This window comes from Streptomyces africanus (assembly GCF_030816955.1).
In the GTDB taxonomy this organism is placed as follows: Bacteria; Actinomycetota; Actinomycetes; order Streptomycetales; family Streptomycetaceae; genus Streptomyces; species Streptomyces africanus.
In genome coordinates this window covers 4963823-4989907 of the sequence record NZ_JAUSYP010000001.1, presented here as the reverse complement: position 1 = coordinate 4989907, position 26085 = coordinate 4963823, and the positions used below count along the sequence as shown (strand labels likewise).

Sequence of the window (26085 nt, the reverse complement as noted above, 5' to 3'; positions counted from 1 at the left end):
CTTACGTCGTCGACCGCCGCCGCCGGGCCCCCGGCCGCCGCTCACTCGGCCGCGTCACCGGATCCCCGGCCTCCACAGCGGCGGCTCTGCGCTTCGCGCCGAAGTCGGCCAGCGCCTCCGCCAGCTTGTGCACGGACGGCTCCGGAGCCATGACGTCCACCCGCAGCCCGTGCTCCTCGGCCGTCTTGGCGGTGGCGGGGCCGATACACGCGATCACGGTCACGTTGTGCGGCTTGCCGGCGATACCGACCAGGTTCCGCACGGTGGACGACGACGTGAACAGCACGGCGTCGAACCCGCCGCCCTTGATCGCCTCGCGCGTCTCCGCCGGCGGCGGCGAGGCCCGCACGGTCCGGTAGGCCGTGACGTCGTCGACCTCCCAGCCCAGCTCGATCAACCCGGCGACCAGCGTCTCCGTGGCGATGTCGGCCCGCGGCAGGAACACCCGGTCGATCGGGTCGAAGACCGGGTCGTAGGGCGGCCAGTCCTCCAGCAGCCCGGCGGCCGACTGCTCGCCGCTCGGCACCAGGTCCGGCTTCACGCCGAAGGCGATCAGCGCGTTGGCCGTCTGCTCCCCGACCGCCGCGACCTTGATCCCGGCGAAGGCCCGGGCGTCGAGCCCGTACTCCTCGAACTTCTCCCGCACGGCCTTGACCGCGTTCACCGAGGTGAAGGCGATCCACTCGTAGCGGCCCGTCACGAGCCCCTTGACCGCGCGCTCCATCTGCTGGGGCGTGCGCGGCGGCTCGACGGCGATGGTCGGCACCTCGTGCGGCACGGCCCCGTACGACCGCAGCTGGTCGGAGAGCGACGCCGCCTGCTCCTTGGTGCGCGGCACGAGCACCTTCCAGCCGAACAGCGGCTTGGACTCGAACCACGCGAGCTGGTCGCGCTGGGCGGCGGCGGAACGCTCACCGACCACGGCTATCACCGGCCGGCCGCCGTCGGGCGAGGGCAGCACCTTGGCCTGCTTCAGCGTCTGCGCGATCGTGCCGAGCGTGGCGGTCCAGGTGCGCTGCCGGGTGGTCGTACCGGCGACGGTGACCGTCATCGGGGTGTCCGGCTTGCGGCCCGCGGAGACGAGCTCGCCGGCCGCCGCCGCGACGGAGTCCAGCGTGGTGGACACGACGACCGTGCCGTCCGACGCCCCCACCTCCGTCCAGCACCGGTCCGACGCCGTGCGTGCGTCGACGAACCGCACGTCCGCGCCCTGCGCGTCCCGCAGCGGCACACCGGCGTACGCGGGCACACCGACGGCACTCGCGATACCGGGGACGACCTCGAAGGGCACCCCGGCGGCGGCGCACGCCAGCATCTCCTCGGCGGCGTACGTGTCGAGGCCCGGGTCCCCGGACACCGCACGCACGACCCGCCTGCCGCCCCGCGCGGCCTCCATGACAAGATGTGCGGCATCCCGCACCGCGGGGGTGGCTGCGGCGGTTGACGTACCGTCAACAACCGTCAGCTGGGGCGTTCCTGTGCCCGGAGCAGGATCCTGGGAAGGATCCGAGTCCGTGTTCACTTCGGAGACGCCCTGCCTGGCGTGCTGACGTACGACGTCGAGCACTTCGTGCTCGGCGACGAGGACGTCCGCGTTCGCCAGCGCCTCGACGGCGCGCAGAGTCAGTAGTCCCGGATCTCCGGGTCCGGCACCCAGGAAGGTGACGTGCCCGTGTTCAGGACCGGCGGAAAGGGCGGTGGGGCTCAATGTGCTCGCTCCCCCATCAGACCGGCCGCGCCCTGGGCGAGCATCTCGGCCGCGAGTTCGCGACCGAGCGCCATTGCCCGGTCGTGCGTCTCGGGCACGGGACCGGTGGTGGACAGCTGCACCATGCGCGTGCCGTCGGTCGTGCCGACGACGCCGCGCAGGCGCATTTCCTTGACAATCTGCCCGTCGGCCAAAAGGTCGGCCAGCGCGCCCACAGGGGCGCTGCAACCGGCCTCCAGGGCGGCGAGCAGTGACCGCTCGGCCGTCACGGCGACCCGCGTGAACGGGTCGTCGAGTTCGGCGAGCGCGGCGACGAGGTCCGCGTTGCCCGCGGTGCACTCGATCGCCAGGGCCCCCTGGCCGGGGGCGGGCAAAACCGTGTCGACCGACAGGAAGTCGGTCACTTCGTCACCCCGGCCGATCCGGTTCAGTCCGGCGGCGGCCAGTACGACCGCGTCGAGCTCACCGGAGCGTACGTATCCGATCCGGGTGTCGACGTTGCCGCGGATCGGGACGGTCGCTATGTCCAGGCCGTGGCTGCGCGCGTACGCGTTGAGCTGGGCCATGCGGCGCGGCGAACCGGTACCGATGCGGGCCCCGCTCGGCAGGTCGGTGAACTTCAGCGCGTCCCGGGCGACGATCACGTCCCGCGGGTCCTCCCGCACGGGGACGGCGGCCACGACCAGCTCCTCGGGCTGCGTGGTCGGCAGGTCCTTCAGCGAGTGCACCGCGAAGTCGACCTCGCCCTTGAGCAGCGCGTCGCGCAGGGCGGTCACGAACACGCCCGTGCCGCCGATCTGGGCGAGCTGCTCGCGCGAGACGTCGCCGTACGTGGTGATCTCGACGAGCTCGACGGGCCGCCCGGTCACCCGGCTCACGGCCTCGGCCACCTGCCCGGACTGGGCCATGGCGAGCCTGCTCCGCCGGGTGCCGAGCCGTAGTGCCTTTTCGTTCATGCCGGCCCTCGGTCTTTCTCTGTGCTGTCCTCGGCCCGGGAGACGGCGGCAACCGCCTCCGGATCGAGGTCGAACAGGGTCCGCAGCGCGTCCGCGTACCCGGCGCCGCCGGGCTCGGCCGCGAGTTGCTTGACCCGTACGGTCGGCGCGTGCAGCAGCTTGTCCACCACGCGCCGCACGGTCTGGGTGATCTCCGCGCGGTGCTTGTCGTCGAGGCCTGGCAGCCGTCCGTCCAGGCGGGCGATCTCGCTGGCCACGACATCGGCGGCCATGGTGCGCAGGGCGACCACGGTCGGCGTGATGTGCGCGGCCCGCAGTGCTGCCCCGAAGGCCGCGACCTCGTCGGAGACGATACGCCGGACCTGGTCCACATCGGCAGCCATCGGAGCGCCCGCGGATGCTTCCGCCAGCGACTCGATGTCCACCAGCCGCACCCCGGTCAGCCGGTGTGCGGCCGCGTCTATGTCCCGCGGCATCGCCAGGTCGAGCAGGAAGAGCACGGGCTCGGGCCGCGGCGGCTCGTCGGCCGGCTCGGGCCGGCGCCGCTCGGGGATGCGGCCGACGGTGGCCACGGTCGCGGCGAGCGCGGCGATGGCGTCGGCGTCCGGGGCGGGGTCGAGCGGGCCGGCCGTCCCCGGCCGGGCCGCGCGCTGGGCGCCGCCCACCGTGCCGTTGTCCACCCACGCCGCGTGCTGTTCCAGGTCGGCGGCGGCCATACCGGCCACGGCCGCCTCGCCCAGCACGGAGAATCCGGCGGTGCCCTGCACCGCGGGCAGGTCCAGCGGACAGCCGTCCTCGCCGCCGAGTCCGGTGGCCGCCGGGTCGCCCCGCTCGGCGCCCGGGGCCGCAGTCCGGCCGGGCTCACCGTCCGGGGAGGACGATCCGTCGGCCCCGTCCGCCGGCGCGGCCGTACGGCCCTCGACCGCGGCGGCGACCGACTCGGCCGTCAGGACCAGGCCGGTGGCGCCGGTGCAGGAGACGGCGACGTCGGCACGTGTCAGCTCGAACGGCACCGACTCCATCGGGACCGCGCGGGCCAGCACGTCCGTGTCGTCGCCCTCGGTCAGGATCTGCGCGAGGCGCTCGGCGCGGTCGAAGGTGCGGTTGGCGACGACGACCTCGGCGACCCCGGCCCGCGCGAGGGTCGCGGCGGCCAGGGAGGACATCGACCCGGCGCCGATGACCAGGGCCTTCTTGCCCCGGGCCCAGGTCTGCACCTCGCCGCCCGCGGCCAGCTGCTCCAGGCCGAAGGTGACCAGGGACTGGCCGGCGCGGTCGATGCCGGTCTCGGAGTGGGCGCGCTTGCCGACCCTCAGGGCCTGCTGGAACAGGTCGTTCAGCAGCCGGCCCGCGGAGTTCAGCTCCTGCGCCCGGGCCAGGGAGTCCTTGATCTGGCCGAGGATCTGCCCCTCGCCGACGACCATCGAGTCCAGCCCGCAGGCCACCGAGAACAGATGGTGGACGGCGCGGTCCTCGTAGTGCACGTAGAGATAGGGAGTGAGCTCCTCCAGGCCGACCCCGCTGTGCTGGGCGAGCAGCGTGGACAGCTCGGCGACACCGGCGTGGAACTTGTCCACGTCGGCGTAGAGCTCGATGCGGTTGCAGGTGGCGAGCACCGCGGCCTCGCCGGCCGGTTCGGCGGCGACCGTGTCCTGGAGCAGCTTGACCTGCGCGTCCGCGTTGAGCGAGGCCCGCTCCAGGACGCTGACCGGGGCGCTGCGGTGGCTGAGTCCGACGACGAGGAGGCTCATGCCGGCATCACGGCGGGCATGTCCCCGTCGGGTCCCTGGTCGGCGGAGTCGCTGCGCGCGGCGGCGGCCGGGACACCGCCGTCGGAGGCGGCGGCCTCCTCGCCGGCCTTGCGCTGCTCGTGGAAGGCGAGGATCTGCAGCTCGATGGAGAGGTCGACCTTGCGCACGTCGACGCCGTCGGGGACGGACAGCACGGTCGGCGCGAAGTTCAGGATGGAGGTGACACCGGCGGCCACGAGCCGGTCGCAGACCGCCTGGGCGGCACCGGCGGGGGTGGCGATGACACCGATCGACACGCCGTTGTCCTGGATGATCTTCTCCAGGTCGTCGGAGTGCTGCACGGGGATCCCGGCGACGGGCTTGCCCGCCATGGCCGGGTCGGCGTCGATCAGCGCGGCGACCCGGAAGCCGCGGGAGGCGAACCCGCCGTAGTTGGCGAGGGCGGCGCCGAGGTTACCGATACCGACGATCACGACCGGCCAGTCCTGGGTCAGGCCCAGCTCGCGGGAGATCTGGTAGACGAGATACTCGACGTCGTAGCCGACGCCCCGGGTCCCGTAGGAGCCGAGGTAGGAGAAGTCCTTGCGCAGCTTCGCGGAGTTGACCCCCGCCGCGGCCGCGAGCTCCTCGGAGGAGACCGTGGGCACCGAGCGCTCCGACAGCGCGGTCAGGGCGCGGAGGTACAGCGGAAGCCGGGCGACGGTGGCCTCGGGAATCCCTCGGCTGCGGGTCGCCGGTCGGTGAGTTCGGCCAGTTGCCACGGTGCTCCTGCGGGTAGAGCGGGGCTGTAGGCGGTCATACGTCCCTACATGACCGCCCCGTCGAAAGCAGGCTATGTCTTTGTGAACGCGTGCACAAAGATGGTGTCCGATTTGCCCGGCCAACGTGACCGGGGTCACGCGCCCCCGGCGCACTCGCGGGGAACCGGCGCATACGCGCCACCGTTCCTTTGCTTCTGGGGGCAAAACCGCACACTCTCCTCCGTGTATCCCGCCCCCGAGACCAGCCACCGTCGATCCTAAGCGACCTGGCAGGTCCTTTGGACTGCTCGGTCAGTTGCGGCACCGGGCGGGAACAGCGGGATCAGTCGGTCAGCGCCTTGCGCAGGCGGTCCTCGTTCACACGCCAGAACGTGTGCTGCCTGCCGTCGACCAGCACGACCGGGATCTGCTCCCAGTACTGATCGTGCAGTTCACGGTCCTCGGTGATGTCCTTCTGCTCCCAGGGGACTCCCAGATCACCGCACACCTTCTCCACAACGACCTGTGCGTCATCACACAGATGACAGCCCGGCTTGCGGATCAGGGTGACGAGCCGGTCCCGAGGGGGCCTGCGACGAAAGAGGGGACTCATGTCGGCCATTGTCGCGCGCCCCGACACGAGGGGAACCTCCCGCCGGACGCCCTCTTTAACCACACGCTTGCGGAGAGTTCACAGGCTCCGAACCTTTAGACTCCGGAACCCCCGAACAAACTGGCTATGCTCACGCCATGGCCGCTCTCGGATGGCTCACTCCCCGTAGGCGCTCCGCCACGGCGCGGAGCGTTTTGGCAGGCGAGGCCTCGGCGGAGGCTGCCCGCAAGTCCTCACAGGAGGCCGCCGGCACGACCGAGGAACCGCAGTTCCCGGTCCACGGCGACGACCGGGCCGCCGCCTTCTTCGACCTGGACAACACCGTCATGCAGGGCGCCGCCCTCTTCCACTTCGGGCGGGGCCTGTACAAGCGGAAGTTCTTCGAGACACGCGAGCTCGCCCGGTTCGCCTGGCAGCAGGCCTGGTTCCGGCTGGCCGGGGTCGAGGACCCCGAACACATGCAGGAGGCCCGCGACTCGGCCCTGTCCATCGTCAAGGGCCACCGCGTCGCCGAGCTCCAGTCGATCGGCGAGGAGATCTACGACGAGTACATGGCCGAGCGCATCTGGCCCGGCACCCGCGCCCTGGCCCAGGCCCACCTGGACGCCGGCCAGAAGGTCTGGCTCGTCACGGCGGCCCCCGTCGAGATCGCCCAGGTCATCGCCCGCCGCCTGGGCCTGACCGGCGCCCTGGGCACGGTCGCCGAGTCGGTCGACGGCGTCTACACGGGCAAGCTGGTCGGCGAGCCGCTGCACGGCCCGGCGAAGGCCGAGGCGGTCCGCGCGCTGGCCGCGGCCGAGGGCCTGGACCTGAGCCGCTGCGCCGCCTACAGCGACTCGCACAACGACATCCCGATGCTGTCCCTGGTCGGCCACCCCTACGCCATCAACCCGGACTCCAAGCTGCGCAAGCACGCCCGGGACCTGGACTGGCGCCTGCGCGACTACCGCACCGGCCGCAAGGCGGCCAAGGTCGGCATCCCGGCAGCGGCCGGCGTGGGCGCGGTGGCCGGCGGCACGGCGGCGGCGATCGCCCTGCACCGCCGCCGCCGCTGACGACCGACCGGGCCGACGACCGATCAATCCGGGACACCTTCGTCTACGGGATGACAAGCCCCGTAAATCCAACTGGCGTACCCCCACAACCTCGCATCCAGTCCTCTTGGCTGGACACGGCCACAACACGCCCTGGACCCAGCCTCAATCCGAACCATTCCGATCAACAACCGTTCATCCTCTGGCACTTGATACGGCGTCAATCGGTTACGGAAGCGACGTAATCGACGATTTGAGCAACTCGGTGTAGCAGTGCCTGCACGAAGCGTTATTCTCCTCAGACGCAAACCGGTACCCCTCCGTCGCTACGACGGGTGAAAGGTCCCGCACTGCACGTGATGGAAGCTCTGCCTCTGGGAGTCCCGTGTACCCACACGTCGGGGTTGACGCCTCGGGCCTGGCTACGCTGCGCGCAACGGTCCTCGACCTGTTGCGCGGCTTCGTCCCCACCGCGTACGCCGGCCCCGCATTCGCCACCGCCGCACCCGTCGGCCCGTGCTATGCACTGGCCGACGGCAGCGCCGCGGTCGGCAGACGAGGGCGCCCGTCCGGCGCGGCCACCGCCCGACGGCCGGCGGCGGACAGCGACAGCGCCCGCATGATGGACCTCGTGGAGCGCGCCCAGGCCGGCGAAGCCGATGCCTTCGGCCGCCTCTACGACCAATACAGCGACACCGTCTACCGGTACATCTACTACCGGGTCGGGGGAAAGGCGACCGCCGAGGACCTCACCAGCGAGACCTTTCTGCGCGCCCTGCGCCGCATCGGCACGTTCACCTGGCAGGGCCGTGACTTCGGCGCCTGGCTGGTCACCATCGCCCGCAACCTCGTCGCGGACCACTTCAAGTCCAGCCGCTTCCGCCTCGAGGTCACCACCGGCGAGATGCTCGACGCCAACGAGGTCGAGCGCTCCCCCGAGGACTCCGTCCTGGAGTCCCTCTCCAACGCCGCCCTGCTCGACGCCGTGCGGCGGCTCAACCCCCAGCAGCAGGAGTGCGTGACACTCCGCTTCCTTCAGGGCCTCTCCGTCGCGGAGACCGCCCGTGTCATGGGCAAGAACGAGGGCGCCATCAAGACCCTCCAGTACCGGGCCGTGCGCACCCTCGCCCGGCTCCTCCCGGAAGACGCCCGCTGACCGGGCCGTACGCTCGGCGACGGTCAACTCACTTTCCGTCAAAGTCCGTTGACTTCGGCATTCGATCATCCGACGTCCGTAACCCAAGTGCCGCGCCACTCGTTGTGCGGGATGCAGGCTCCCTGTGGTCACCCCCTGACCGGCTCCGATCACTCGATCGTGTGGTCGCGCTCAGGGTGTGCAACCCTCAGGACCCCCTGGGGAGTCGACCGTCATGACGAGAGGAGGTGCCGCCAGTGATCGCGAACGTATCGGCGCACCGGCGGGCGAACGCCTTCGCCCAGGCCCTTCAGGAGCAGTCCGAGCAGGGCACGGCGGCCGAGCAGTCCGAAGGATCGGCACCGGCCCCGGCCGCTGCGGAGCCGACCGACCAGGCACGCCTGCTGGCGCTCGCCTCCGGTCTCGGCGCGCTGCCCAAACCGGAGCTCGACCCGGAGGTCAAGGTCGTCCAGCGGGCCCAGCTGGTGGCCGCGTTCGAGGCCATGCTCCAGGAGGGCACCGCAGGAGGCGGGGCGACGGACGGCGCGGTCCCCGAGCAGCGCTCCCCCCAGGCCCGTGGCGCCCACCGGGCGAGCCCACTGAAGAAGTTCCGGCCCCGTTCCCGCCTCGCCAAGGGCCTCACCGCGGGCGGGCTCAGCGTGGGCGTGGCCGCGAGCGCCTTCGGCGGAGTCGCCGCCGCCAGCTCCGACGCCCTGCCCGGCGACTCGCTCTACGGCCTCAAGCGCGGCATCGAGGACGTCAAACTCGGCCTCGCCGACAGTGCCGACGAGCGCGGCCGGGTCTATCTCGACCACGCCTCCACCCGGCTCAGCGAAGCCCGCCGCCTGATGGAGCGGGGCCGCAGCGGCCCGCTGGACCACGAATCACTGGGCGAAATCCGCCGCGCCCTGTCCGGCATGCGGCACGACGCGTCGGAAGGACACCGGCTGCTCAGCGAGGCGTACGAGCGCGACCCGGACTCCCTGGGCCCTATCCAGGCCCTGTCCGCGTTCTCCCGCTCCCACCGCGAGGCCTGGGGCGAACTGCGCGACAAGCTCCCCGTCACCCTCGGGGACGTCAGCGAACAGGTGTCGTCGGTGTTCGACGCCATAGACGAGGACGTCGCCCCGCTGCGGTCCCTGCTGCCCGAGCCCCCCTCCCGGGGCGGCGGCGGGAACAGCCGGCAGCGCGCCTCCGAGTCGGCCTCCAGCGGCTCCTCGGGCACCGACCGGTCCGTCCGGCCCAGTGACAGCGGCCGCGGTCACTCCGACAAGGGCAGCAGCGGCAGCGGCAGCCCCAGCCACTCGGCCGGCAGCGACAGCGACGGCCTGCTCGGCGGCAACACCGGCGGCCTGCTCGACCCGCCCCAGCAGGACAGCGACACGAGCACCTCACCGTCGACGGAAGGCAACACGCCCGTCCCCGAGCCGGACGTGACGCTCCCGCCGCTCCTGCCCGATCTCCTGCCCGGGCTGGGCATCGACAGCGAGGACGCCGACTAGCCGGCGGTACGACAGTGGGGGCGCCCCTCGTAAAGGGGCGCCCCCACTGTCGTAGGCCCTGGTTCAGAAGAAGACCGACCGGCGCTGCACCAGCAGCTTGTACAGCGTGTGCTGGATCTGTTCCCTGACCTGGTCGGTCAGGTTGAACATCAGCATCGGGTCCTCGGCGGCCTCCGGCGGATAGCCGTCCGTGGGGATCGGCTCGCCGAACTGGATCGTCCACTTGGTCGGCAGCGGCACCGCCCCGAGCGGCCCGAGCCACGGGAACGTCGGCGTGATCGGGAAGTACGGGAACCCCAGCAGCCGCGCGACCGTCTTGGCGTTGCCGATCATCGGGTAGATCTCCTCGGCCCCGACGATCGAGCACGGCACGATCGGCGTCCCGGCGCGCAGGGCGGTCGAGACGAAGCCGCCGCGGCCGAAGCGCTGAAGCTTGTAGCGGTCCGCGAAGGGCTTCCCGAGGCCCTTGAAGCCCTCCGGCATCACCCCGACCAGCTCGCCCTGCTCCAGCAGCCGGGACGCGTCCTCGGCACAGGCCAGAGTGTGGCCGAGTTTGCGGGCCAGTTCGTTGACCACCGGCAGCATGAACACCAGGTCGGCGGCGAGCAGCCGCAGATGCCGGCCCGCCGGGTGGTTGTCGTGCACGGCGACCTGCATCATCAGGCCGTCCATCGGCAGCGTCCCGGAGTGGTTGGCGACAATCAGGGCGCCGCCCTCGGACGGGATGTTCTCCACGCCCTTCACCTCGACCCGGAAGTACTTCTCGTACAGCGGGCGCAGCAGGGACATCAGGACCTGGTCGGTGAGCTCCTCGTCGTAACCGAAGTCGTCGACCTCGTAGTCCCCGGTGAGGCGGCGGCGCAGGAAGGCCAGGCCGCCCGCGATACGCCGCTCCAGGCCGCCCTCGGCCCCCTGGGACTCCTCCGGCGGTTGTTCCTCGGACGTCACAGGAACATCATCCTGCGGAGCGGCCCTGGTGGGCAGGGGCTGCACCTCACGTACCGGCACGGACTCCGTGCCCGGCCGACGGTTCCCCGCACTCCGGCGCCGCTGCGGACGCTGCGCGGCGCCCCCGCGGGACCGGTCGTCGTCGAACGGAATGACCTTGGCATCCGCCATCGTTGATGCGCTCCTCAGTTGGCGCTCTGCGTCGGGGGGTGGCCGCCGCCCGCGAGGGGCAGCGCGGCGATCCGGTCGACGGCCCCCGCAAGGGCCTCCGGCGGAAGAAGTCCGGGACCTTGGCTGCGTGCGAAGTCCGCGAACGTCTCCGCGGTCGTGTACTTGGGCTGGAATCCCAGCGTCTCGCGCATCTGCCCCGTGGCCACGACCCGGCCGTGGGTGAGCAGCCTGATCTGCTCGGGCGAGAAGTCCGTCATACCCAGCGTACGCACCAGCGAGCCCGCCCAGGTGACGGCCGGCAGCAGCAGGGGCACGGTGGGGCGGCCGAGGCGCCGCGGAGCATTGCGAGAGCAGCAGCACACCGTCACCGGCGATGTTGAACGTGCCGCTGTTGAGCGTGCCCCGCCGCGGCTCGTGCGAGGCGATCCGCAGCACCTCGATCACGTCGTCCTCGTGCACGAACTGAAGCCGCGGGTCGTAGCCGAACACGGTCGGCAGGACCGGCAGCGCGAAGTACGAGGCGAGCGGCGTGTCCGCGGTCGGGCCCAGGATGTTGGCGAACCGCAGCACGCACACGGCCACGTCGGGCCGGCGGCGCGCGAAGCCGCGGACATAGCCCTCGACCTCCACCGTGTCCTTGGCGAAGCCGCCGCTGGGCAGGGACTTGGGCGGGGTCGTCTCGGTGAAGACGCCCGGGTCGCGGGGCGCGGACCCGTAGACGTTCGTGCTGGACTTCACCACCAGCCGCCGCACGCTCGGGGACTTCTGGCAGGCACCGAGCAGCTGCATCGTGCCGATGACGTTGGTCTCCTTCAAGGAGGCCCGGTTGCCGCTGCCCAGCGGCGTGCCCGTCACGTCCAGGTGGACGACCGTGTCGGCGCCCGTCTCCGCGAGCACCCGCGCGATTCCGGGCTGCCGGATGTCGGCCTGGACGAAGTCCGCGCCGCCCAGATGGTGCTCGGGCGGCACCGCGTCCACGGCGACGACCCGGTCCACCTCGGGGTCACGCTGGATCCGCCGTACGAACCGGCCCCCCAGCTGGCGGGCCACACCGGTCACGAGCACGACCTTGCCCAAGATCAGCGCCTTCCTTCCAGAAAACCTCTTGCCCCGCCGCGTTCCCCCCTGGGGCCAACTTAGCGGGTCGGTGTTGCGCTGTGATGACCGCCCGCTGCGCGAAGTGACGACAAGCAGCCGGACGCAGGAGCCGGAACGCGTGTGGCCCCCCACCAGTGGGTGGGGGGCCACAGCAACGCTCTCGCGGCGTCCGCGTCGCGAACTTACTTCTTGTTGCGACGCTGGACGCGCGTGCGCTTGAGCAGCTTGCGGTGCTTCTTCTTGGCCATCCGCTTGCGCCGCTTCTTGATAACAGAGCCCACGACTACCCTCGCTCACTTCTCATCACTCGGTTGTTTGGGCGCCATGGGCCCACACGACCTACGAGGGGCTAGCCTACCCGCCCGAGCGCTGAGGTCGTAATCGAGGAGGCCAGGGTGATCCCGAGTGCCCTGTGAGGGATCACCCCGCCCCAGCCGTCAGGCGGTTTCCACCCCCACATAGCTCTCGCGGAGGTACTCGTGAACCGCTTGCTCCGGGACGCGGAAGGACCGCCCCACACGGATCGCGGGCAGATGACCGCTGTGCACCAACCGGTACACGGTCATCTTCGACACTCGCATCACCGAGGCGACTTCCGCCACGGTAAGGAACTGAACCTCGTTCAGAGGCCTCTCGCCAGCTGCAGCCATGACACACCTGAACCTTCCGCACTCGACGGCCACCGGCTTCCCCTTCCGGTGACTCTTCGTCGCTGCGTGCTCACTCCCCAATGTAGGGGCGGGTGATGCGAGTGGGGAAGAGGTGCACCCATCGGCGGCCTACTGTGACAGACACGCCCGATTGAGTACGTAGCGGGTAAGCGGCAGGTAGTAATCAGACCGCACGCCGTCATCAAGTGGAACGACGACGGAGACGGACCCCTCCGCCTCACCGACGAACGGGGCGGGGTCGTCCGTATCGGCCGCCCCGATGGCCTCGAACCCCAGCTGACCTGCTCCGCAGAGCCACCCGTGGTCCCCGATCACCAGCTCGGGAAGGGGCCCGCCGGCCTCCGCGGCAGCGGCCAACACGGTACGAACCGGGAGAGGTGAGTGCGTATGTGCGCCGGGCTCACAACCGGGGCGTTCCACGCCGGATCCCCGCACCAGCGCGACTCCTCGTACGTAGTCGAGGTTGTACGTACGTAGGCCGAACCGGGTCGTTATGTCGACACAGTGACCCTGCGCCGGGGTGAGAACGGCACACCCCGCCGCCGACAGCGCGTCTGCCAGAGCGGCGTAGAAACCGAGCAGCCGGTGGGGGTGCCCGGTGCCGAGGAGCACGGGTGCACTCCGCCGGGCGGCCTCGGCGAGGCGCTCCGCGAAGGCGTCCAGCGCGGCCAGGGTGCGCTCCGGATCGATCACGTCCTGGCCGGAAGTCCGACGGGAACTGGCCGAAACCCCACACCGGTCCGCCATCAGCTCGATCACATCCCGCTGGCTCCAGGCCCCGTCGGGATCGAGCCCGATCAGCACACGGGGATCCCGGGCGGCGAACAGCCGGTAGCTCCGCAGGCTCTCCTCACGAGACGTGGCCACGGTCCCGGCGAGGCGGGCACCCACCAGGTGCGCACGAAGGGCTTCGGGTGTCAGCACGAACAGATCGTGCGCGACAACGGCCCCACGCGTCCCGAGAACGGGCGAACACCGCACGGCCGGCCTACCAGGCACCCGCAGCCCACCGGTCCCCCGGTCAGGCCAGCAGCCCCCGCAGCGGGAACACCGCCCGCCGGGCCGCCAGCACGGCCTGGTCCAGCCGGTCCGCGGGGTCGTAGCCCTCCTCCCAGCCCGGGAAGGCCACGGGCCAGCGCCCGTCCGTCATCCGTGCCGGGGCCAACTGCCGCGTCCGGGCGAACACTTCCTGCCGCCAGCCCTCGGGAATCACCGCCTCGGGCGCCACCGCCCGGCCGGCCGCGATCCCGACCAGATGCGTCCACGACCGCGGTACGACGTCCACCACGGCGTAACCACCCCCGCCCAGCGCCACCCACCGCCCGTCGGCGTACTCGTGCGCCAGGTCGTGACAGGCCACCTGCACCGCCCGCTGCGCGTCCAGCGACACCGCCAGATGCGCCAGCGGATCCTCGAAGTGCGTGTCGGCCCCGTGCTGCGTCACCAGCACCTGCGGCCGGAAGTCCGCGATCAGCTCCGGCACGACCGCGTGGAACGCCCGCAACCAGCCGGCGTCCCCCGTCCCGGCCGGCAACGCCACGTTCACCGCCGACCCCTCCGCGCTGTCGGCGCCGGTCTCCTCCGGCCACCCGGTCTGCGGGAACAGCGTCCGGGGATGCTCGTGCAGCGAGATCGTCAGCACCCGCGGGTCCTCCCAGAACGCCGCCTGCACCCCGTCCCCGTGATGCACGTCCACGTCGACGTACACCACCCGCTCCGCCCCCAACTCCAGCAGCCGGGCGATGGCGAGCGACGCGTCGTTGTAGATGCAGAACCCGGACGCACCGCCGGGCATCGCGTGGTGCAGCCCGCCCGCGAAGTTCACCGCGTGCAGCGCCTCACCGCGCCACACCGCCTCGGCGGCGGCCACCGACTGCCCCGCGATCAGCGCCGACACCTCGTGCATCCCGGCGAACGCCGGATCGTCCATCGTCCCCAGCCCGTACGACTGATCCGCCGCCCCGGGATCCACCGATGCGGCCTTCACGGCCTCGATGTAGTCCTCCCGGTGGACGAGCCGCAACGTCGACTCCCCGGCCGCCTTGGCGGCGACCACGTCCACCTCCCGGTCCAGCCCGAAGGCGTCGACCAGCCTCCGGGTCAGGGCGAGCCGGACCGGGTCCATCGGATGCCCCGGACCGAAGTCATAGCCCGTTACTGCCTCGTCCCACATCAGCTGTGCGCGGCCGCTCATGCCCGCCACCGTATCGGTCCGGTTGAGCAGCGAACGACCGGGCGTACACGAGCGTCACCAGCACCAACACCATCGGCACGAGCATGGCCCCGCGGTAGCTCCACAGGTCCCCGAGCGCACCGACCAACGGCGAACCGATCAAAAACCCGACATAGTTGAAGACATTCAGCCGCGCGACGGCAGCGTCCGAAGCCCCCGGGAACAACCGGCCGGCCGCCGCGAACGTCTGCGGCACCAGCACGCACAACCCCAGCCCCAGCAGCGTGAACCCGAGCATCCCCACCCACGCCCCGGGCGCCCCCGCCACCACGGCGAACCCGCCGGCCGCCACCAGCGCCCCCGCCCGCACGACGGCGACGGCCCCGAACCGCCGCACCCCGAGATCCCCGATCGCCCGCCCGAGCAGCGTGGTCACCATGTACACGTTGTACGGCACGGTCGCCATCTGCTCGGAGCTGCCCAGCACGTCCTGGAGGTACTTCGCGCTCCAGTTGGAAACCGTGGAGTCCCCGATGTACGCCACGGTCATCACCAGACACAGCGGCAGCAGCCACTTGAAGACGAAGACCTGCCCCTCGCCCGCCGCCTTCTCCTCCACCGCCTTCTCGCCCACCGCCGGCGCCGCATCCCCGTCGTCGACGTACCACCGGCTCCCCACCAGCACAGTCGGCAGCAGCACCGCCACGACCGGCAGATACGACACCCACAACGCCAGATCCCAGTGCGCCCCCGCCCACGCCAGCGAGGCCCCCACGATCCCGCCCAGGCTGTAGGCCGCGTGGAAACTGAGCATGATGCTGCGCCCGTACGCCCGCTGAAGGCTCACCCCGAGCATGTTCATCGACGCGTCCAGCACCCCGACGGCGAGCCCGAACGCCGCGAGCGCGACGCCCAGTTCCACCATCCGCTCCCCGGCCCCCACCCCGAGCAGCGCCAACAGCACCACGGGCTGGGACCACCGCAGCAGCCGGCTCGGCCGCACCCGCTTCACCAGCCGCTCGGTGCTCACGCTCCCGACCCCGGCGAGGATCGGCACAGCCGCCAGGAACGCCGGCAGCAGCGCGTCCGAGACCCCGTACCGGTCCTGGATGGCCGGAATCCGCGTCACGAGCAGAGCGAAGGCGACCCCCTGCACCAAGAAGCCGAACGCCAATGAGGCCCTGCCGCGCCGCAGCACATCAGTCATGGCCGCGAGCGTAGGGCCCAGACTTACTCATGGGTAGATCCAGCCAAAGGTGAATTCGGCTCAGCTTCCGCGCTCTCACATGAGCAGCGCCGTCAGCTCCCGCATGTCGGAGAAGAGCCGCCCGGCCCCGGCCAGCCTCTCCGCCGGCGTCATGGCGGTGAACCCGTACACGTCCATTCCCGCCGCGACCGCCGCCCGCACCCCCAGCGGACTGTCCTCGACGACGACACACCGCTCCGGCGCGACCCCCATCCGTTCGGCCGCGTACAGGAACAGATCGGGAGCCGGCTTCCCCCTCCCCACATCCTCCGAGCTGAAGATCCGCTCCTCGTCGAACCACCGGTCGAGCCCGGTCGTCCGGTGCCCCACCCGGATCCGCTCATGACTCCCGGACGACGCCACGCAGTACGGCACGGAGTCGGCGGAAAGCTTCTGCAGGACCTCCTCGACGCCGGCCACCGGCTTCAACTCCCGCTCGAAGGCCGCGAAGACCCGAGCGTGGAAGACGTCGTCGAAGTCCACGGGCAGCCGCTGCCCGGTCTGCTCCGCCACCAGGTCGTGGACGCGGTGCATGGCGGAGCCCATGTAGTCCCGGATGGAGTCCTCGTACGACGTCGGGTGACCCAGCTCGGTGAGATAACCGGCCAGGAGCCGGTTGGAGATGGGCTCACTGTCGACGAGGACACCGTCGTTGTCGAAGATCACGAGGTCATAGCGCATGGCTCGACCCTAAACGCAGAAAACCCCCGCATCCGAAGATGCGGGGGTTTTCCCAAGAATTGTTCGGCGGCGTCCTACTCTCCCACAGGGTCCCCCCTGCAGTACCATCGGCGCTGTAAGGCTTAGCTTCCGGGTTCGGAATGTAACCGGGCGTTTCCCCTACGCTATAACCACCGAAACACTATGAAACTGACAACCGGCACTTTGGTTGTTCGTGGTTTCAGAACCAACACAGTGGACGCGAGCAACTGAGGACAAGCCCTCGGCCTATTAGTACCGGTCAACTCCACACGTTACCGTGCTTCCATATCCGGCCTATCAACCCAGTCGTCTACTGGGAGCCTTACCCTCTCTAGGAGGTGGGAGTCCTCATCTCGAAGCAGGCTTCCCGCTTAGATGCTTTCAGCGGTTATCCCTCCCGAACGTAGCCAACCAGCCATGCCCTTGGCAGAACAACTGGCACACCAGAGGTTCGTCCGTCCCGGTCCTCTCGTACTAGGGACAGCCCTTCTCAAGACTCCTACGCGCACAGCGGATAGGGACCGAACTGTCTCACGACGTTCTAAACCCAGCTCGCGTACCGCTTTAATGGGCGAACAGCCCAACCCTTGGGACCGACTCCAGCCCCAGGATGCGACGAGCCGACATCGAGGTGCCAAACCATCCCGTCGATATGGACTCTTGGGGAAGATCAGCCTGTTATCCCCGGGGTACCTTTTATCCGTTGAGCGACGGCGCTTCCACAAGCCACCGCCGGATCACTAGTCCCGACTTTCGTCCCTGCTCGACCCGTCGGTCTCACAGTCAAGCTCCCTTGTGCACTTACACTCAACACCTGATTGCCAACCAGGCTGAGGGAACCTTTGGGCGCCTCCGTTACTCTTTAGGAGGCAACCGCCCCAGTTAAACTACCCATCAGACACTGTCCCTGATCCGGATCACGGACCCAGGTTAGACATCCAGCACGACCAGACTGGTATTTCAACGACGACTCCACACTAACTGGCGTTAGCGCTTCACAGTCTCCCAGCTATCCTACACAAGCCGAACCGAACACCAATATCAAACTGTAGTAAAGGTCCCGGGGTCTTTCCGTCCTGCTGCGCGAAACGAGCATCTTTACTCGTAGTGCAATTTCACCGGGCCTATGGTTGAGACAGTCGAGAAGTCGTTACGCCATTCGTGCAGGTCGGAACTTACCCGACAAGGAATTTCGCTACCTTAGGATGGTTATAGTTACCACCGCCGTTTACTGGCGCTTAAGTTCTCAGCTTCGCCACCCCGAAGAGTGACTAACCGGTCCCCTTAACGTTCCAGCACCGGGCAGGCGTCAGTCCGTATACATCGCCTTACGGCTTCGCACGGACCTGTGTTTTTAGTAAACAGTCGCTTCTCGCTGGTCTCTGCGGCCACCCCCAGCTCAGAGCGCAAAGCTCATCACCGGATGTGGCCCCCCTTCTCCCGAAGTTACGGGGGCATTTTGCCGAGTTCCTTAACCATAGTTCACCCGAACGCCTCGGTATTCTCTACCTGACCACCTGAGTCGGTTTAGGGTACGGGCCGCCATGAAACTCGCTAGAGGCTTTTCTCGACAGCATAGGATCATCCACTTCACCACAATCGGCTCGGCATCAGGTCTCACCCTCATGTCACCCGGATTTACCTAGATGACGGGCTACACCCTTACCCCGGGACAACCACCGCCCGGGCTGGACTACCTTCCTGCGTCACCCCATCACTCACCTACTACCAGATTGGGTCACCGGCTCCACCACTTTCCTTTCCCCGAAGGGTCCGGAACGGCTTCACGGGCTTAGCATCACTGGATTCGATGTTTGACGCTTCACAGCGGGTACCGGAATATCAACCGGTTATCCATCGACTACGCCTGTCGGCCTCGCCTTAGGTCCCGACTTACCCTGGGCAGATCAGCTTGACCCAGGAACCCTTAGTCAATCGGCGCACACGTTTCTCACGTGTGAATCGCTACTCATGCCTGCATTCTCACTCGTCAACCGTCCACAACTACCTTCCGGTGCTGCTTCACCCGGCAGACGACGCTCCCCTACCCATCACAGCCGGCGTTGGCCGTATATGCTGCAATGACACGACTTCGGCGGTACGCTTGAGCCCCGCTACATTGTCGGCGCGGAATCACTAGACCAGTGAGCTATTACGCACTCTTTCAAGGGTGGCTGCTTCTAAGCCAACCTCCTGGTTGTCTGTGCGACTCCACATCCTTTCCCACTTAGCGTACGCTTAGGGGCCTTAGTCGATGCTCTGGGCTGTTTCCCTCTCGACCATGGAGCTTATCCCCCACAGTCTCACTGCCGCGCTCTCACTTACCGGCATTCGGAGTTTGGCTAAGGTCAGTAACCCGGTAGGGCCCATCGCCTATCCAGTGCTCTACCTCCGGCAAGAAACACACGACGCTGCACCTAAATGCATTTCGGGGAGAACCAGCTATCACGGAGTTTGATTGGCCTTTCACCCCTAACCACAGGTCATCCCCCAGGTTTTCAACCCTGGTGGGTTCGGTCCTCCACGAAGTCTTACCTCCGCTTCAACCTGCCCATGGCTAGATCACTCCGCTTCGGGTCTTGAGCGTGCTACTAAAATCGCCCTATTCGGACTCGCTTTCGCTACGGCTTCCCCACCCGGGTTAACCTCGCAACACACCGCAAACTCGCAGGCTCATTCTTCAAAAGGCACGCAGTCACGAGAATGAAGACAAGTCTTCATTCCGACGCTCCCACGGCTTGTAGGCACACGGTTTCAGGTACTATTTCACTCCGCTCCCGCGGTACTTTTCACCATTCCCTCACGGTACTATCCGCTATCGGTCACCAGGGAATATTTAGGCTTAGCGGGTGGTCCCGCCAGATTCACACGGGATTTCTCGGGCCCCGTGCTACTTGGGTGTCTCTCAAACGAGCCGCTGACGTTTCGACTACGGGGGTCTTACCCTCTACGCCGGACCTTTCGCATGTCCTTCGCCTACATCAACGGTTTCTGACTCGTCTCATGGCCGGCAGACCATGAAAGAGAGATCCCACAACCCCGTATACGCAACCCCTGCCGGGTCTCACACGCATACGGTTTGGCCTCATCCGGTTTCGCTCGCCACTACTCCCGGAATCACGGTTGTTTTCTCTTCCTGCGGGTACTGAGATGTTTCACTTCCCCGCGTTCCCTCCACACTGCCTATGTGTTCAGCAGCGGGTGACAGCCCATGACGACTGCCGGGTTTCCCCATTCGGAAACCCCCGGATCAAAGCCTGGTTGACGACTCCCCGGGGACTATCGTGGCCTCCCACGTCCTTCATCGGTTCCTGGTGCCAAGGCATCCACCGTGCGCCCTTAAAAACTTGGCCACAGATGCTCGCGTCCACTGTGCAGTTCTCAAACAACGACCAGCCACCCGTCACAGCCCGCTTACGCGAACCTTTACCGGGGCCGGCACTGAGGAAAGTTCATTCCCTCAGACACCCAACAGCGTGCCCGACACCCTCGCCCCTCGTGGTCTGCGTTCCACGCTCCGAAGAGCAGTACTAGCAGCCCGAGTTGGCTGAGTGTGCCGAGTAGTCAACGTTCCACCCATGAGCAACCAGCATCAGACATTCGCTGATGTACTGGCCTCTGACCCGGACTAGGTCCGAGTAAGAAGTGCTCCTTAGAAAGGAGGTGATCCAGCCGCACCTTCCGGTACGGCTACCTTGTTACGACTTCGTCCCAATCGCCAGTCCCACCTTCGACAGCTCCCTCCCCACAAGGGGGTTGGGCCACCGGCTTCGGGTGTTACCGACTTTCGTGACGTGACGGGCGGTGTGTACAAGGCCCGGGAACGTATTCACCGCAGCAATGCTGATCTGCGATTACTAGCGACTCCGACTTCATGGGGTCGAGTTGCAGACCCCAATCCGAACTGAGACCGGCTTTTTGAGATTCGCTCCACCTCGCGGTATCGCAGCTCATTGTACCGGCCATTGTAGCACGTGTGCAGCCCAAGACATAAGGGGCATGATGACTTGACGTCGTCCCCACCTTCCTCCGAGTTGACCCCGGCGGTCTCCCGTGAGTCCCCAGCACCACAAGGGCCTGCTGGCAACACGGGACAAGGGTTGCGCTCGTTGCGGGACTTAACCCAACATCTCACGACACGAGCTGACGACAGCCATGCACCACCTGTACACCGACCACAAGGGGGACCCTGTCTCCAGGGTTTTCCGGTGTATGTCAAGCCTTGGTAAGGTTCTTCGCGTTGCGTCGAATTAAGCCACATGCTCCGCCGCTTGTGCGGGCCCCCGTCAATTCCTTTGAGTTTTAGCCTTGCGGCCGTACTCCCCAGGCGGGGCACTTAATGCGTTAGCTGCGGCACGGACAACGTGGAATGTTGCCCACACCTAGTGCCCACCGTTTACGGCGTGGACTACCAGGGTATCTAATCCTGTTCGCTCCCCACGCTTTCGCTCCTCAGCGTCAGTATCGGCCCAGAGATCCGCCTTCGCCACCGGTGTTCCTCCTGATATCTGCGCATTTCACCGCTACACCAGGAATTCCGATCTCCCCTACCGAACTCTAGCCTGCCCGTATCGACTGCAGACCCGGGGTTAAGCCCCGGGCTTTCACAACCGACGTGACAAGCCGCCTACGAGCTCTTTACGCCCAATAATTCCGGACAACGCTCGCGCCCTACGTATTACCGCGGCTGCTGGCACGTAGTTAGCCGGCGCTTCTTCTGCAGGTACCGTCACTTTCGCTTCTTCCCTGCTGAAAGAGGTTTACAACCCGAAGGCCGTCATCCCTCACGCGGCGTCGCTGCATCAGGCTTTCGCCCATTGTGCAATATTCCCCACTGCTGCCTCCCGTAGGAGTCTGGGCCGTGTCTCAGTCCCAGTGTGGCCGGTCGCCCTCTCAGGCCGGCTACCCGTCGTCGCCTTGGTGAGCCATTACCTCACCAACTAGCTGATAGGCCGCGGGCTCATCCTGCACCGCCGGGAGCTTTCCACCACCAAGAGATGCCCCTAGTGGTTGTATCCGGTATTAGACCCCGTTTCCAGGGCTTGTCCCAGAGTGCAGGGCAGATTGCCCACGTGTTACTCACCCGTTCGCCACTAATCCCCACCGAAGTGGTTCATCGTTCGACTTGCATGTGTTAAGCACGCCGCCAGCGTTCGTCCTGAGCCAGGATCAAACTCTCCGTGAATGTTTTCCCGTAATCGGGATGAACACCACGAGAGCGGAACAGCCAGGCGGAATAAGCCCGGCCGTTCACAGCGTCCTCGCTGTGTTTTTTCAAAGGAACCTCGCCCCAGCAGATGCTGGAGACGGGGTATCAACATATCTGGCGTTGACTTTTGGCACGCTGTTGAGTTCTCAAGGAACGGTCGCTTCCTTTGTACTCACCCTCTCGGGCTTTCCTCCGGGCGCTTCCCTTCGGTCTTGCGTTTCCGACTCTATCAGATCTTTTCTCGACCCGATTTCCTCGGTGCTTTCCAGGTTCCCGCTTCCGCGTTTCCCTTTCCGGCGGTTCTGACTCTATCAGATCCTTTCGGGCCCGATTCCCCGTCAGCGGGGTTTGTCTTCGCGGCTGTTGGGCCGTTCCGACGAGTGAGACTTTAGCGGATTCCCCTGCTCCCGAGCCAATCGGGGGCCGCGTCCTTTCGAACGGGGATTCCTCATTCCGTAAATACACATGCCAATGAAACGACGACAGGGCTACTGCACGTCGAAGAGTGGTTGGTACCTGCGGAGTGGCTGTCCGGGGACCGACCGGAGTCGGCGCTCACGTCGGACAACTCGGAGAACACTACGGAGCGGGTCTGGGCGTGTCAACTCAAGGGCGGACGGCTCTCCGGGGGCGTAGTCTCAGGGGCATGACGACGCGTACGTGTACCCAGCTGTGGTGGGCCGCCTGACGGCGGCCGTCCTCACGTATGCACTCAACGGCCGCCGCTTCGGCGGCCGTTCTTGTTTCTCCCTCCAGAACCACCGGGGGGCGGCCGCCGGGGCGGCGGTCCCGGCCAGGAGGTGGAGGAGAGATGACACGGGTCTTCAGCGGGGTCAAGCCGACGGGGCATCTGACACTGGGGAACTACCTGGGAGCCATGCGGCGGTGGGCTGCCGTCGACCAGTACGAGGCCGACGCCTTGTTCTGCGTCGTCGATCTGCACGCGCTGACCGTGGACCACGACCCCGCGCGGGTGCGCAGGCTGAGCCGGCAGGCGGCGACCTTGTTGCTGGCGTCCGGGCTGGACCCGGAGCTCTGCACGTTGTTCGTGCAGAGCCATGTGGACGAGCATGCGCGGCTGTCGTACGTGCTGGAGTGTGTGGCCACCGACGGTGAGATGCGGCGGATGATCCAGTACAAGGAGAAGGCCGCGCGGGAGCAGCGGCGGGGCGGGAGCGTGCGGCTGTCGCTGCTGACGTATCCCGTGCTGATGGCGGCGGACATCCTGGCGTACGCGGCCGATGAGGTGCCCGTCGGGGACGACCAGGTGCAGCACGTGGAGCTGACGCGGGATCTGGCGGTGCGGTTCAACCAGCGGTACGGGCATACGTTCGTGGTGCCTCGGGCCACGCGTCCGGGAGTGGCGGCGCGGGTGATGAACCTGCAGGACCCGACGTCGAAGATGGGCAAGAGCGATGACGTCGGGCCGGGGATCGTCTATCTGCTGGACGAGCCGGACGTGGTGCGGAAGAAGGTCATGCGGGCCGTGACCGACAGTGGGCGGGAGGTCGTGTACGACCGGGAGGCCCGGCCCGGGCTCGCCAATCTGCTGGAGATTCTCGCCGCGTGCTCGGGTGGCAGTCCTGAGGAGCTGAGCGGTGCGTATACGTCGTACGGGGACCTGAAGAAGGACACCGCTGAGGCGGTGGTCGAGGTGCTCAGGCCCGTGCAGGCGCGGCACAAGGAGTTGTGCGCGGATCCCGGCCATGTGGAGCGTGTGCTGCGGGACGGTGCGGAGCGGGCTCGGGGGATGGCCCGGCCGACGGTGGATGCCGCTTATCGCGCGATCGGGTTGCTGCCTGCCGTGCCGGAAGTGGCGGCGGCGGACGCGGGTGGGGCCGCCGTGCTGGGGGCGTGAGGTGGTGCGGGCGTCGGGGGCGGGCCGTCCCCGACGCCAGCGGTGCTCAGCTGTTGTTGCCGGAGGCCAGGGCGCGGCTGCGGTCGCGGGCGGCTTCGAGGGCGGCGATGAGGGCGGCCCGTACGCCGTGGTTCTCGAGTTCTCGGATGGCGTTGATCGTCGTGCCGGCGGGGGACGTGACGTTCTCGCGGAGCTTGACGGGGTGTTCGCCGCTGTCGCGGAGCATCGTCGCGGCGCCGATCGCGGACTGGACGATCAGGTCGTGGGCCTTGTCGCGGGGCAGTCCGAGGAGGATGCCGGCGTCGGTCATGGCTTCGACCAGGTAGAAGAAGTAGGCCGGGCCGGAGCCGGAGAGGGCCGTGCAGGCGTCCTGCTGGGACTCGGGGACGCGGAGCGTCTTGCCGACGGCGCCGAAGATCTCCTCGGTGTGGGCCAGGTGGGCGGCGGTGGCGTGCGTGCCGGCGGAGATGACGGACATGGCCTCGTCGACCAGGGCGGGGGTGTTCGTCATGACGCGGACGACCGGGGTGCCGGGGGCGAGCCGTTCCTCGAAGTACCCCGTGAGGATGCCGGCGGCGCCGCTGATGACCAGGCGGTCGGCGGGGACGTGGGGGACGAGTTCGTCGAGGAGGGTGCCCATGTCCTGCGGTTTGACCGTGAGGATCAGGGTGTCGGCGATCTTCGCGGCTTCCGGGTTGGTGACCGGGGTGACGCCGTAGCGGGTGTGGAGTTCTTCGGCTCGTTCCTGGCGGCGGGTGGTGACCAGGAGGTCGGCCGGGGTCCAGCCGGCTCGGATCATTCCGCTGAGCAGGGCTTCGCCGATCTTGCCGGTGCCGAGGACTGCGACTTTCTGGGTCATGGCGCGGGGTGCCTCCGGGGGTGCGTCGTCCGGCGTACATCGTCGCATCGGGGAGGGGCCGGCGGCTTGCGTGTCCGTTGGGCGGGATGCCGGTGGCGCCCCGGGCGGGCATAGTGCAAGGACCCCTCAGGCCGTCCTGCGGCGTAGGGTCGCCGCGCCCAGGACCAGGACCAGCAGGGCGCAGCCGGCGACGATCAGGGTGTCGCGTACGAACGTGGCGGTCATGTCCGTGTGGCGGAGGACCTCGTTCATGCCGTCCACCGCGTAGGACATGGGGAGGACGTCGGAGATGGCTTCCAGGGCCGGGTGCATGGTGTCGCGGGGCGTGAACAGGCCGCAGAGGAGGAGCTGGGGGAAGATCACCGCCGGCATGAACTGGACCGCCTGGAATTCCGAGGCCGCGAAGGCCGAGACGAAGAGGCCGAGGGCCGTGCCGAGGAGGGCGTCGAGGAGGGCCACCAGGAGGAGGAGCCAGGGGCTGCCGGTGACGTCGAGGCCGAGGAACCAGACCGCGAGGCCCGTGGCCAGGGCGGACTGGATGATCGCGAGGGTGCCGAAGGCGAGGGCGTAGCCGGCGATGAGGTCGCCTTTGCCGAGGGGCATGGCGAGGAGGCGTTCGAGGGTGCCCGAGGTGCGTTCGCGCAGGGTGGCGATGGAGGTCACCAGGAACATCGTGATCAGCGGGAAGATCCCGAGCAGGGACGCGCCGATGCTGTCGAAGGTGCGGGGGCTGCCGTCGAAGACGTAGCGCAGCAGGAACAGCATCACGCAGGGGATGAGGATCAGCAGCGCGATGGTGCGGGGGTCGTGGGTCAGCTGGCGTAGGACGCGGGTGGCGGTGGCGGTGGTGCGGGCGGGGGTCAGGACCCGTGGCCGGGTGGGGGTGATCGTGGTGGTCATCGGCTCGTCTCCTTGGTGCGGGCTGCGGCCCTGGCCTCGTCGACCAGGTGGAGGAAGGCCTCTTCGACGGTCTCCGCGCCGGTGCGGGTGCGCAGGGCGTCGGGGGTGTCGTCGGCCAGGAGCTCGCCCTCGCGCATGAGGAGGAGGCGGTGGCAGCGCTCGGCCTCGTCCATGACGTGGGAGGAGACGAGGAGTGTCGCGCCGCGGCTCACCGCGAGGTCGTGGAAGAGGGACCACAGGTCGCGGCGCAGGACCGGGTCGAGACCGACGGTCGGTTCGTCGAGGACCAGGAGTTCGGGGGTGCCGAGGAGGGCGACGGCCAGAGAGACGCGACTGCGCTGGCCGCCGGAGAGGTTGCCGGCCAGGGCGTCGGCGTGGGTGGTGAGGTCGACGTCGGCTATCGCGCGGGTGACGTCGTCGTGGCGGCGGTCGGCGGCGGACCGGCCGGGGTCGAGTATCGCGGCGAAGTAGTCGAGGTTCTGGCGGACGGTCAGGTCGTCGTAGACGGACGGGGCCTGGGTGACGTAGCCGATGCGGGTGCGGAGGGTGGGGTGGCCGGCGGGGTGGCCGAGGACGTCGAGGGTGCCGGTGACCTTGGCCTGGGTGCCGACGATGGCGCGCATGAGCGTGGACTTGCCGCAGCCGGAGGGGCCCAGCAGGCCGGTGATCTGGCCGCGGGGGACGGTGAAGGCGAGGTTGTGCAGGACCGTGCGGGGGCCTCGGGTGACGGTGAGGTTCCTGGCGTGGACGGCTGTGGTTTCCGTGGGGGTTTCGGCGCCCGGGCGTGGATCAGGAGCATTATTCATCATGT

General features: G+C 68.1%; 19 protein-coding genes, 3 rRNA genes and 1 pseudogene. 4 read left to right on the top strand and 19 right to left on the bottom strand.

All coding sequences use genetic code 11. The features are described 5' to 3' along the window. Position 1 precedes the first annotated feature (1 nt). The 5 genes from QF034_RS23225 to QF034_RS23205 all read right to left on the bottom strand — a co-directional run bounded on the left by QF034_RS23225 (position 2) and on the right by QF034_RS23205 (position 5777). Entirely contained in the window at positions 2-1708 is a 1707-nt protein-coding gene (locus QF034_RS23225; protein ID WP_307176767.1) for a bifunctional uroporphyrinogen-III C-methyltransferase/uroporphyrinogen-III synthase, read from the bottom strand. Beyond that, on the bottom strand, positions 1705-2664 hold the full coding sequence (gene hemC / locus QF034_RS23220) for a hydroxymethylbilane synthase (RefSeq protein ID WP_307176766.1): 960 nt from the start codon (positions 2662-2664) through the stop codon (positions 1705-1707). Before hemC ends, QF034_RS23225 begins: the two co-directional genes overlap by 4 nt. After that, positions 2661-4415: a glutamyl-tRNA reductase gene (locus QF034_RS23215; RefSeq protein WP_307176765.1), complete on the bottom strand. Its 1755-nt coding sequence runs from the start codon at positions 4413-4415 to the stop codon at positions 2661-2663. Before QF034_RS23215 ends, hemC begins: the two co-directional genes overlap by 4 nt. Then, the gene (locus tag QF034_RS23210) at positions 4412-5176 is read right to left on the bottom strand and encodes a redox-sensing transcriptional repressor Rex (RefSeq protein WP_020275182.1); all 765 of its coding nucleotides are present in this window, start codon (positions 5174-5176) and stop codon (positions 4412-4414) included. The genes QF034_RS23215 and QF034_RS23210 overlap by 4 nt, the downstream gene beginning before the upstream one ends. 322 nt (positions 5177-5498) lie before the next feature. Then, positions 5499-5777 (bottom strand): glutaredoxin family protein, encoded by a 279-nt coding sequence (locus QF034_RS23205; RefSeq protein WP_086603661.1) that lies wholly within the window; start codon positions 5775-5777, stop codon positions 5499-5501. Positions 5778-5905: 128 nt separating this feature from the next. Between QF034_RS23205 and QF034_RS23200 the strand changes: the two genes are divergently transcribed. From QF034_RS23200 to QF034_RS23190, 3 genes are all read left to right on the top strand, one after another. Further along, on the top strand, positions 5906-6823 hold the full coding sequence (locus QF034_RS23200; protein WP_082320012.1) for an HAD family hydrolase: 918 nt from the start codon (positions 5906-5908) through the stop codon (positions 6821-6823). Positions 6824-7187: 364 nt separating this feature from the next. Then, on the top strand, positions 7188-7958 hold the full coding sequence (locus QF034_RS23195; RefSeq protein ID WP_037671603.1) for an ECF subfamily RNA polymerase sigma factor, BldN family: 771 nt from the start codon (positions 7188-7190) through the stop codon (positions 7956-7958). A gap of 236 nt (positions 7959-8194) precedes the next feature. Next, positions 8195-9439, top strand: a complete 1245-nt coding sequence (locus QF034_RS23190) for a DUF5667 domain-containing protein (RefSeq protein ID WP_307176764.1) — start codon at positions 8195-8197, stop codon at positions 9437-9439. Between the two features lie 63 nt (positions 9440-9502). Here the strand turns inward: QF034_RS23190 and QF034_RS23185 are convergent, their stop codons facing one another. The 11 genes and pseudogenes from QF034_RS23185 to QF034_RS23135 all read right to left on the bottom strand — a co-directional run bounded on the left by QF034_RS23185 (position 9503) and on the right by QF034_RS23135 (position 21633). Further along, positions 9503-10558, bottom strand: coding sequence for a lysophospholipid acyltransferase family protein (locus QF034_RS23185; protein ID WP_307176763.1), 1056 nt, complete (start codon positions 10556-10558; stop codon positions 9503-9505). A 14-nt stretch (positions 10559-10572) separates the two neighbouring features. Beyond that, a pseudogene (locus QF034_RS23180) lies at positions 10573-11635 on the bottom strand (NAD-dependent epimerase/dehydratase family protein). Positions 11636-11838: 203 nt separating this feature from the next. Then, a complete protein-coding gene (locus QF034_RS23175; protein ID WP_003948845.1) occupies positions 11839-11937 on the bottom strand; it encodes a 30S ribosomal protein bS22 in 99 nt (32 codons plus the stop codon). A 156-nt stretch (positions 11938-12093) separates the two neighbouring features. Further along, positions 12094-12306 carry a helix-turn-helix domain-containing protein gene (locus tag QF034_RS23170; protein ID WP_004984898.1) on the bottom strand — a complete coding sequence of 71 codons (213 nt, stop codon included), beginning with the start codon at positions 12304-12306 and terminating at the stop codon, positions 12094-12096. Positions 12307-12435: 129 nt separating this feature from the next. Then, on the bottom strand, positions 12436-13251 hold the full coding sequence (locus QF034_RS23165) for a phosphatase (protein WP_307176762.1): 816 nt from the start codon (positions 13249-13251) through the stop codon (positions 12436-12438). Positions 13252-13348: 97 nt separating this feature from the next. Further along, entirely contained in the window at positions 13349-14521 is a 1173-nt protein-coding gene (locus tag QF034_RS23160) for an acetoin utilization protein AcuC (protein WP_307176761.1), read from the bottom strand. After that, entirely contained in the window at positions 14472-15707 is a 1236-nt protein-coding gene (locus QF034_RS23155; RefSeq protein ID WP_307176760.1) for an MFS transporter, read from the bottom strand. The genes QF034_RS23160 and QF034_RS23155 overlap by 50 nt, the downstream gene beginning before the upstream one ends. Before the next feature lie 75 nt (positions 15708-15782). Further along, entirely contained in the window at positions 15783-16427 is a 645-nt protein-coding gene (locus tag QF034_RS23150; protein WP_307176759.1) for an HAD family hydrolase, read from the bottom strand. Positions 16428-16488: 61 nt separating this feature from the next. Beyond that, positions 16489-16605, bottom strand: a 5S ribosomal RNA gene (rrf, locus tag QF034_RS23145). Between the two features lie 72 nt (positions 16606-16677). Beyond that, positions 16678-19801 (bottom strand): 23S ribosomal RNA (locus QF034_RS23140). Positions 19802-20104: 303 nt separating this feature from the next. Beyond that, positions 20105-21633: ribosomal RNA gene (locus tag QF034_RS23135) — 16S ribosomal RNA — on the bottom strand. Together the 16S, 23S and 5S rRNA genes form the textbook arrangement of a ribosomal RNA operon. Before the next feature lie 835 nt (positions 21634-22468). Here QF034_RS23135 and trpS point away from each other — a divergent pair. Then, positions 22469-23515 carry a tryptophan--tRNA ligase gene (gene trpS / locus QF034_RS23130; protein WP_307176758.1) on the top strand — a complete coding sequence of 349 codons (1047 nt, stop codon included), beginning with the start codon at positions 22469-22471 and terminating at the stop codon, positions 23513-23515. 46 nt (positions 23516-23561) lie between these two features. On the opposite strand, the gene proC is transcribed toward trpS, so the two are convergent. The 3 genes from proC to QF034_RS23115 all read right to left on the bottom strand — a co-directional run bounded on the left by proC (position 23562) and on the right by QF034_RS23115 (position 26083). Further along, positions 23562-24374, bottom strand: a complete 813-nt coding sequence (proC, locus tag QF034_RS23125; protein ID WP_307176757.1) for a pyrroline-5-carboxylate reductase — start codon at positions 24372-24374, stop codon at positions 23562-23564. Positions 24375-24500: 126 nt separating this feature from the next. Beyond that, positions 24501-25274: an ABC transporter permease gene (locus QF034_RS23120; RefSeq protein ID WP_307176756.1), complete on the bottom strand. Its 774-nt coding sequence runs from the start codon at positions 25272-25274 to the stop codon at positions 24501-24503. Further along, a complete protein-coding gene (locus QF034_RS23115) occupies positions 25271-26083 on the bottom strand; it encodes an ABC transporter ATP-binding protein (RefSeq protein ID WP_307176755.1) in 813 nt (270 codons plus the stop codon). The genes QF034_RS23120 and QF034_RS23115 overlap by 4 nt, the downstream gene beginning before the upstream one ends. Between the last annotated feature and the right edge of the window lie 2 nt (positions 26084-26085).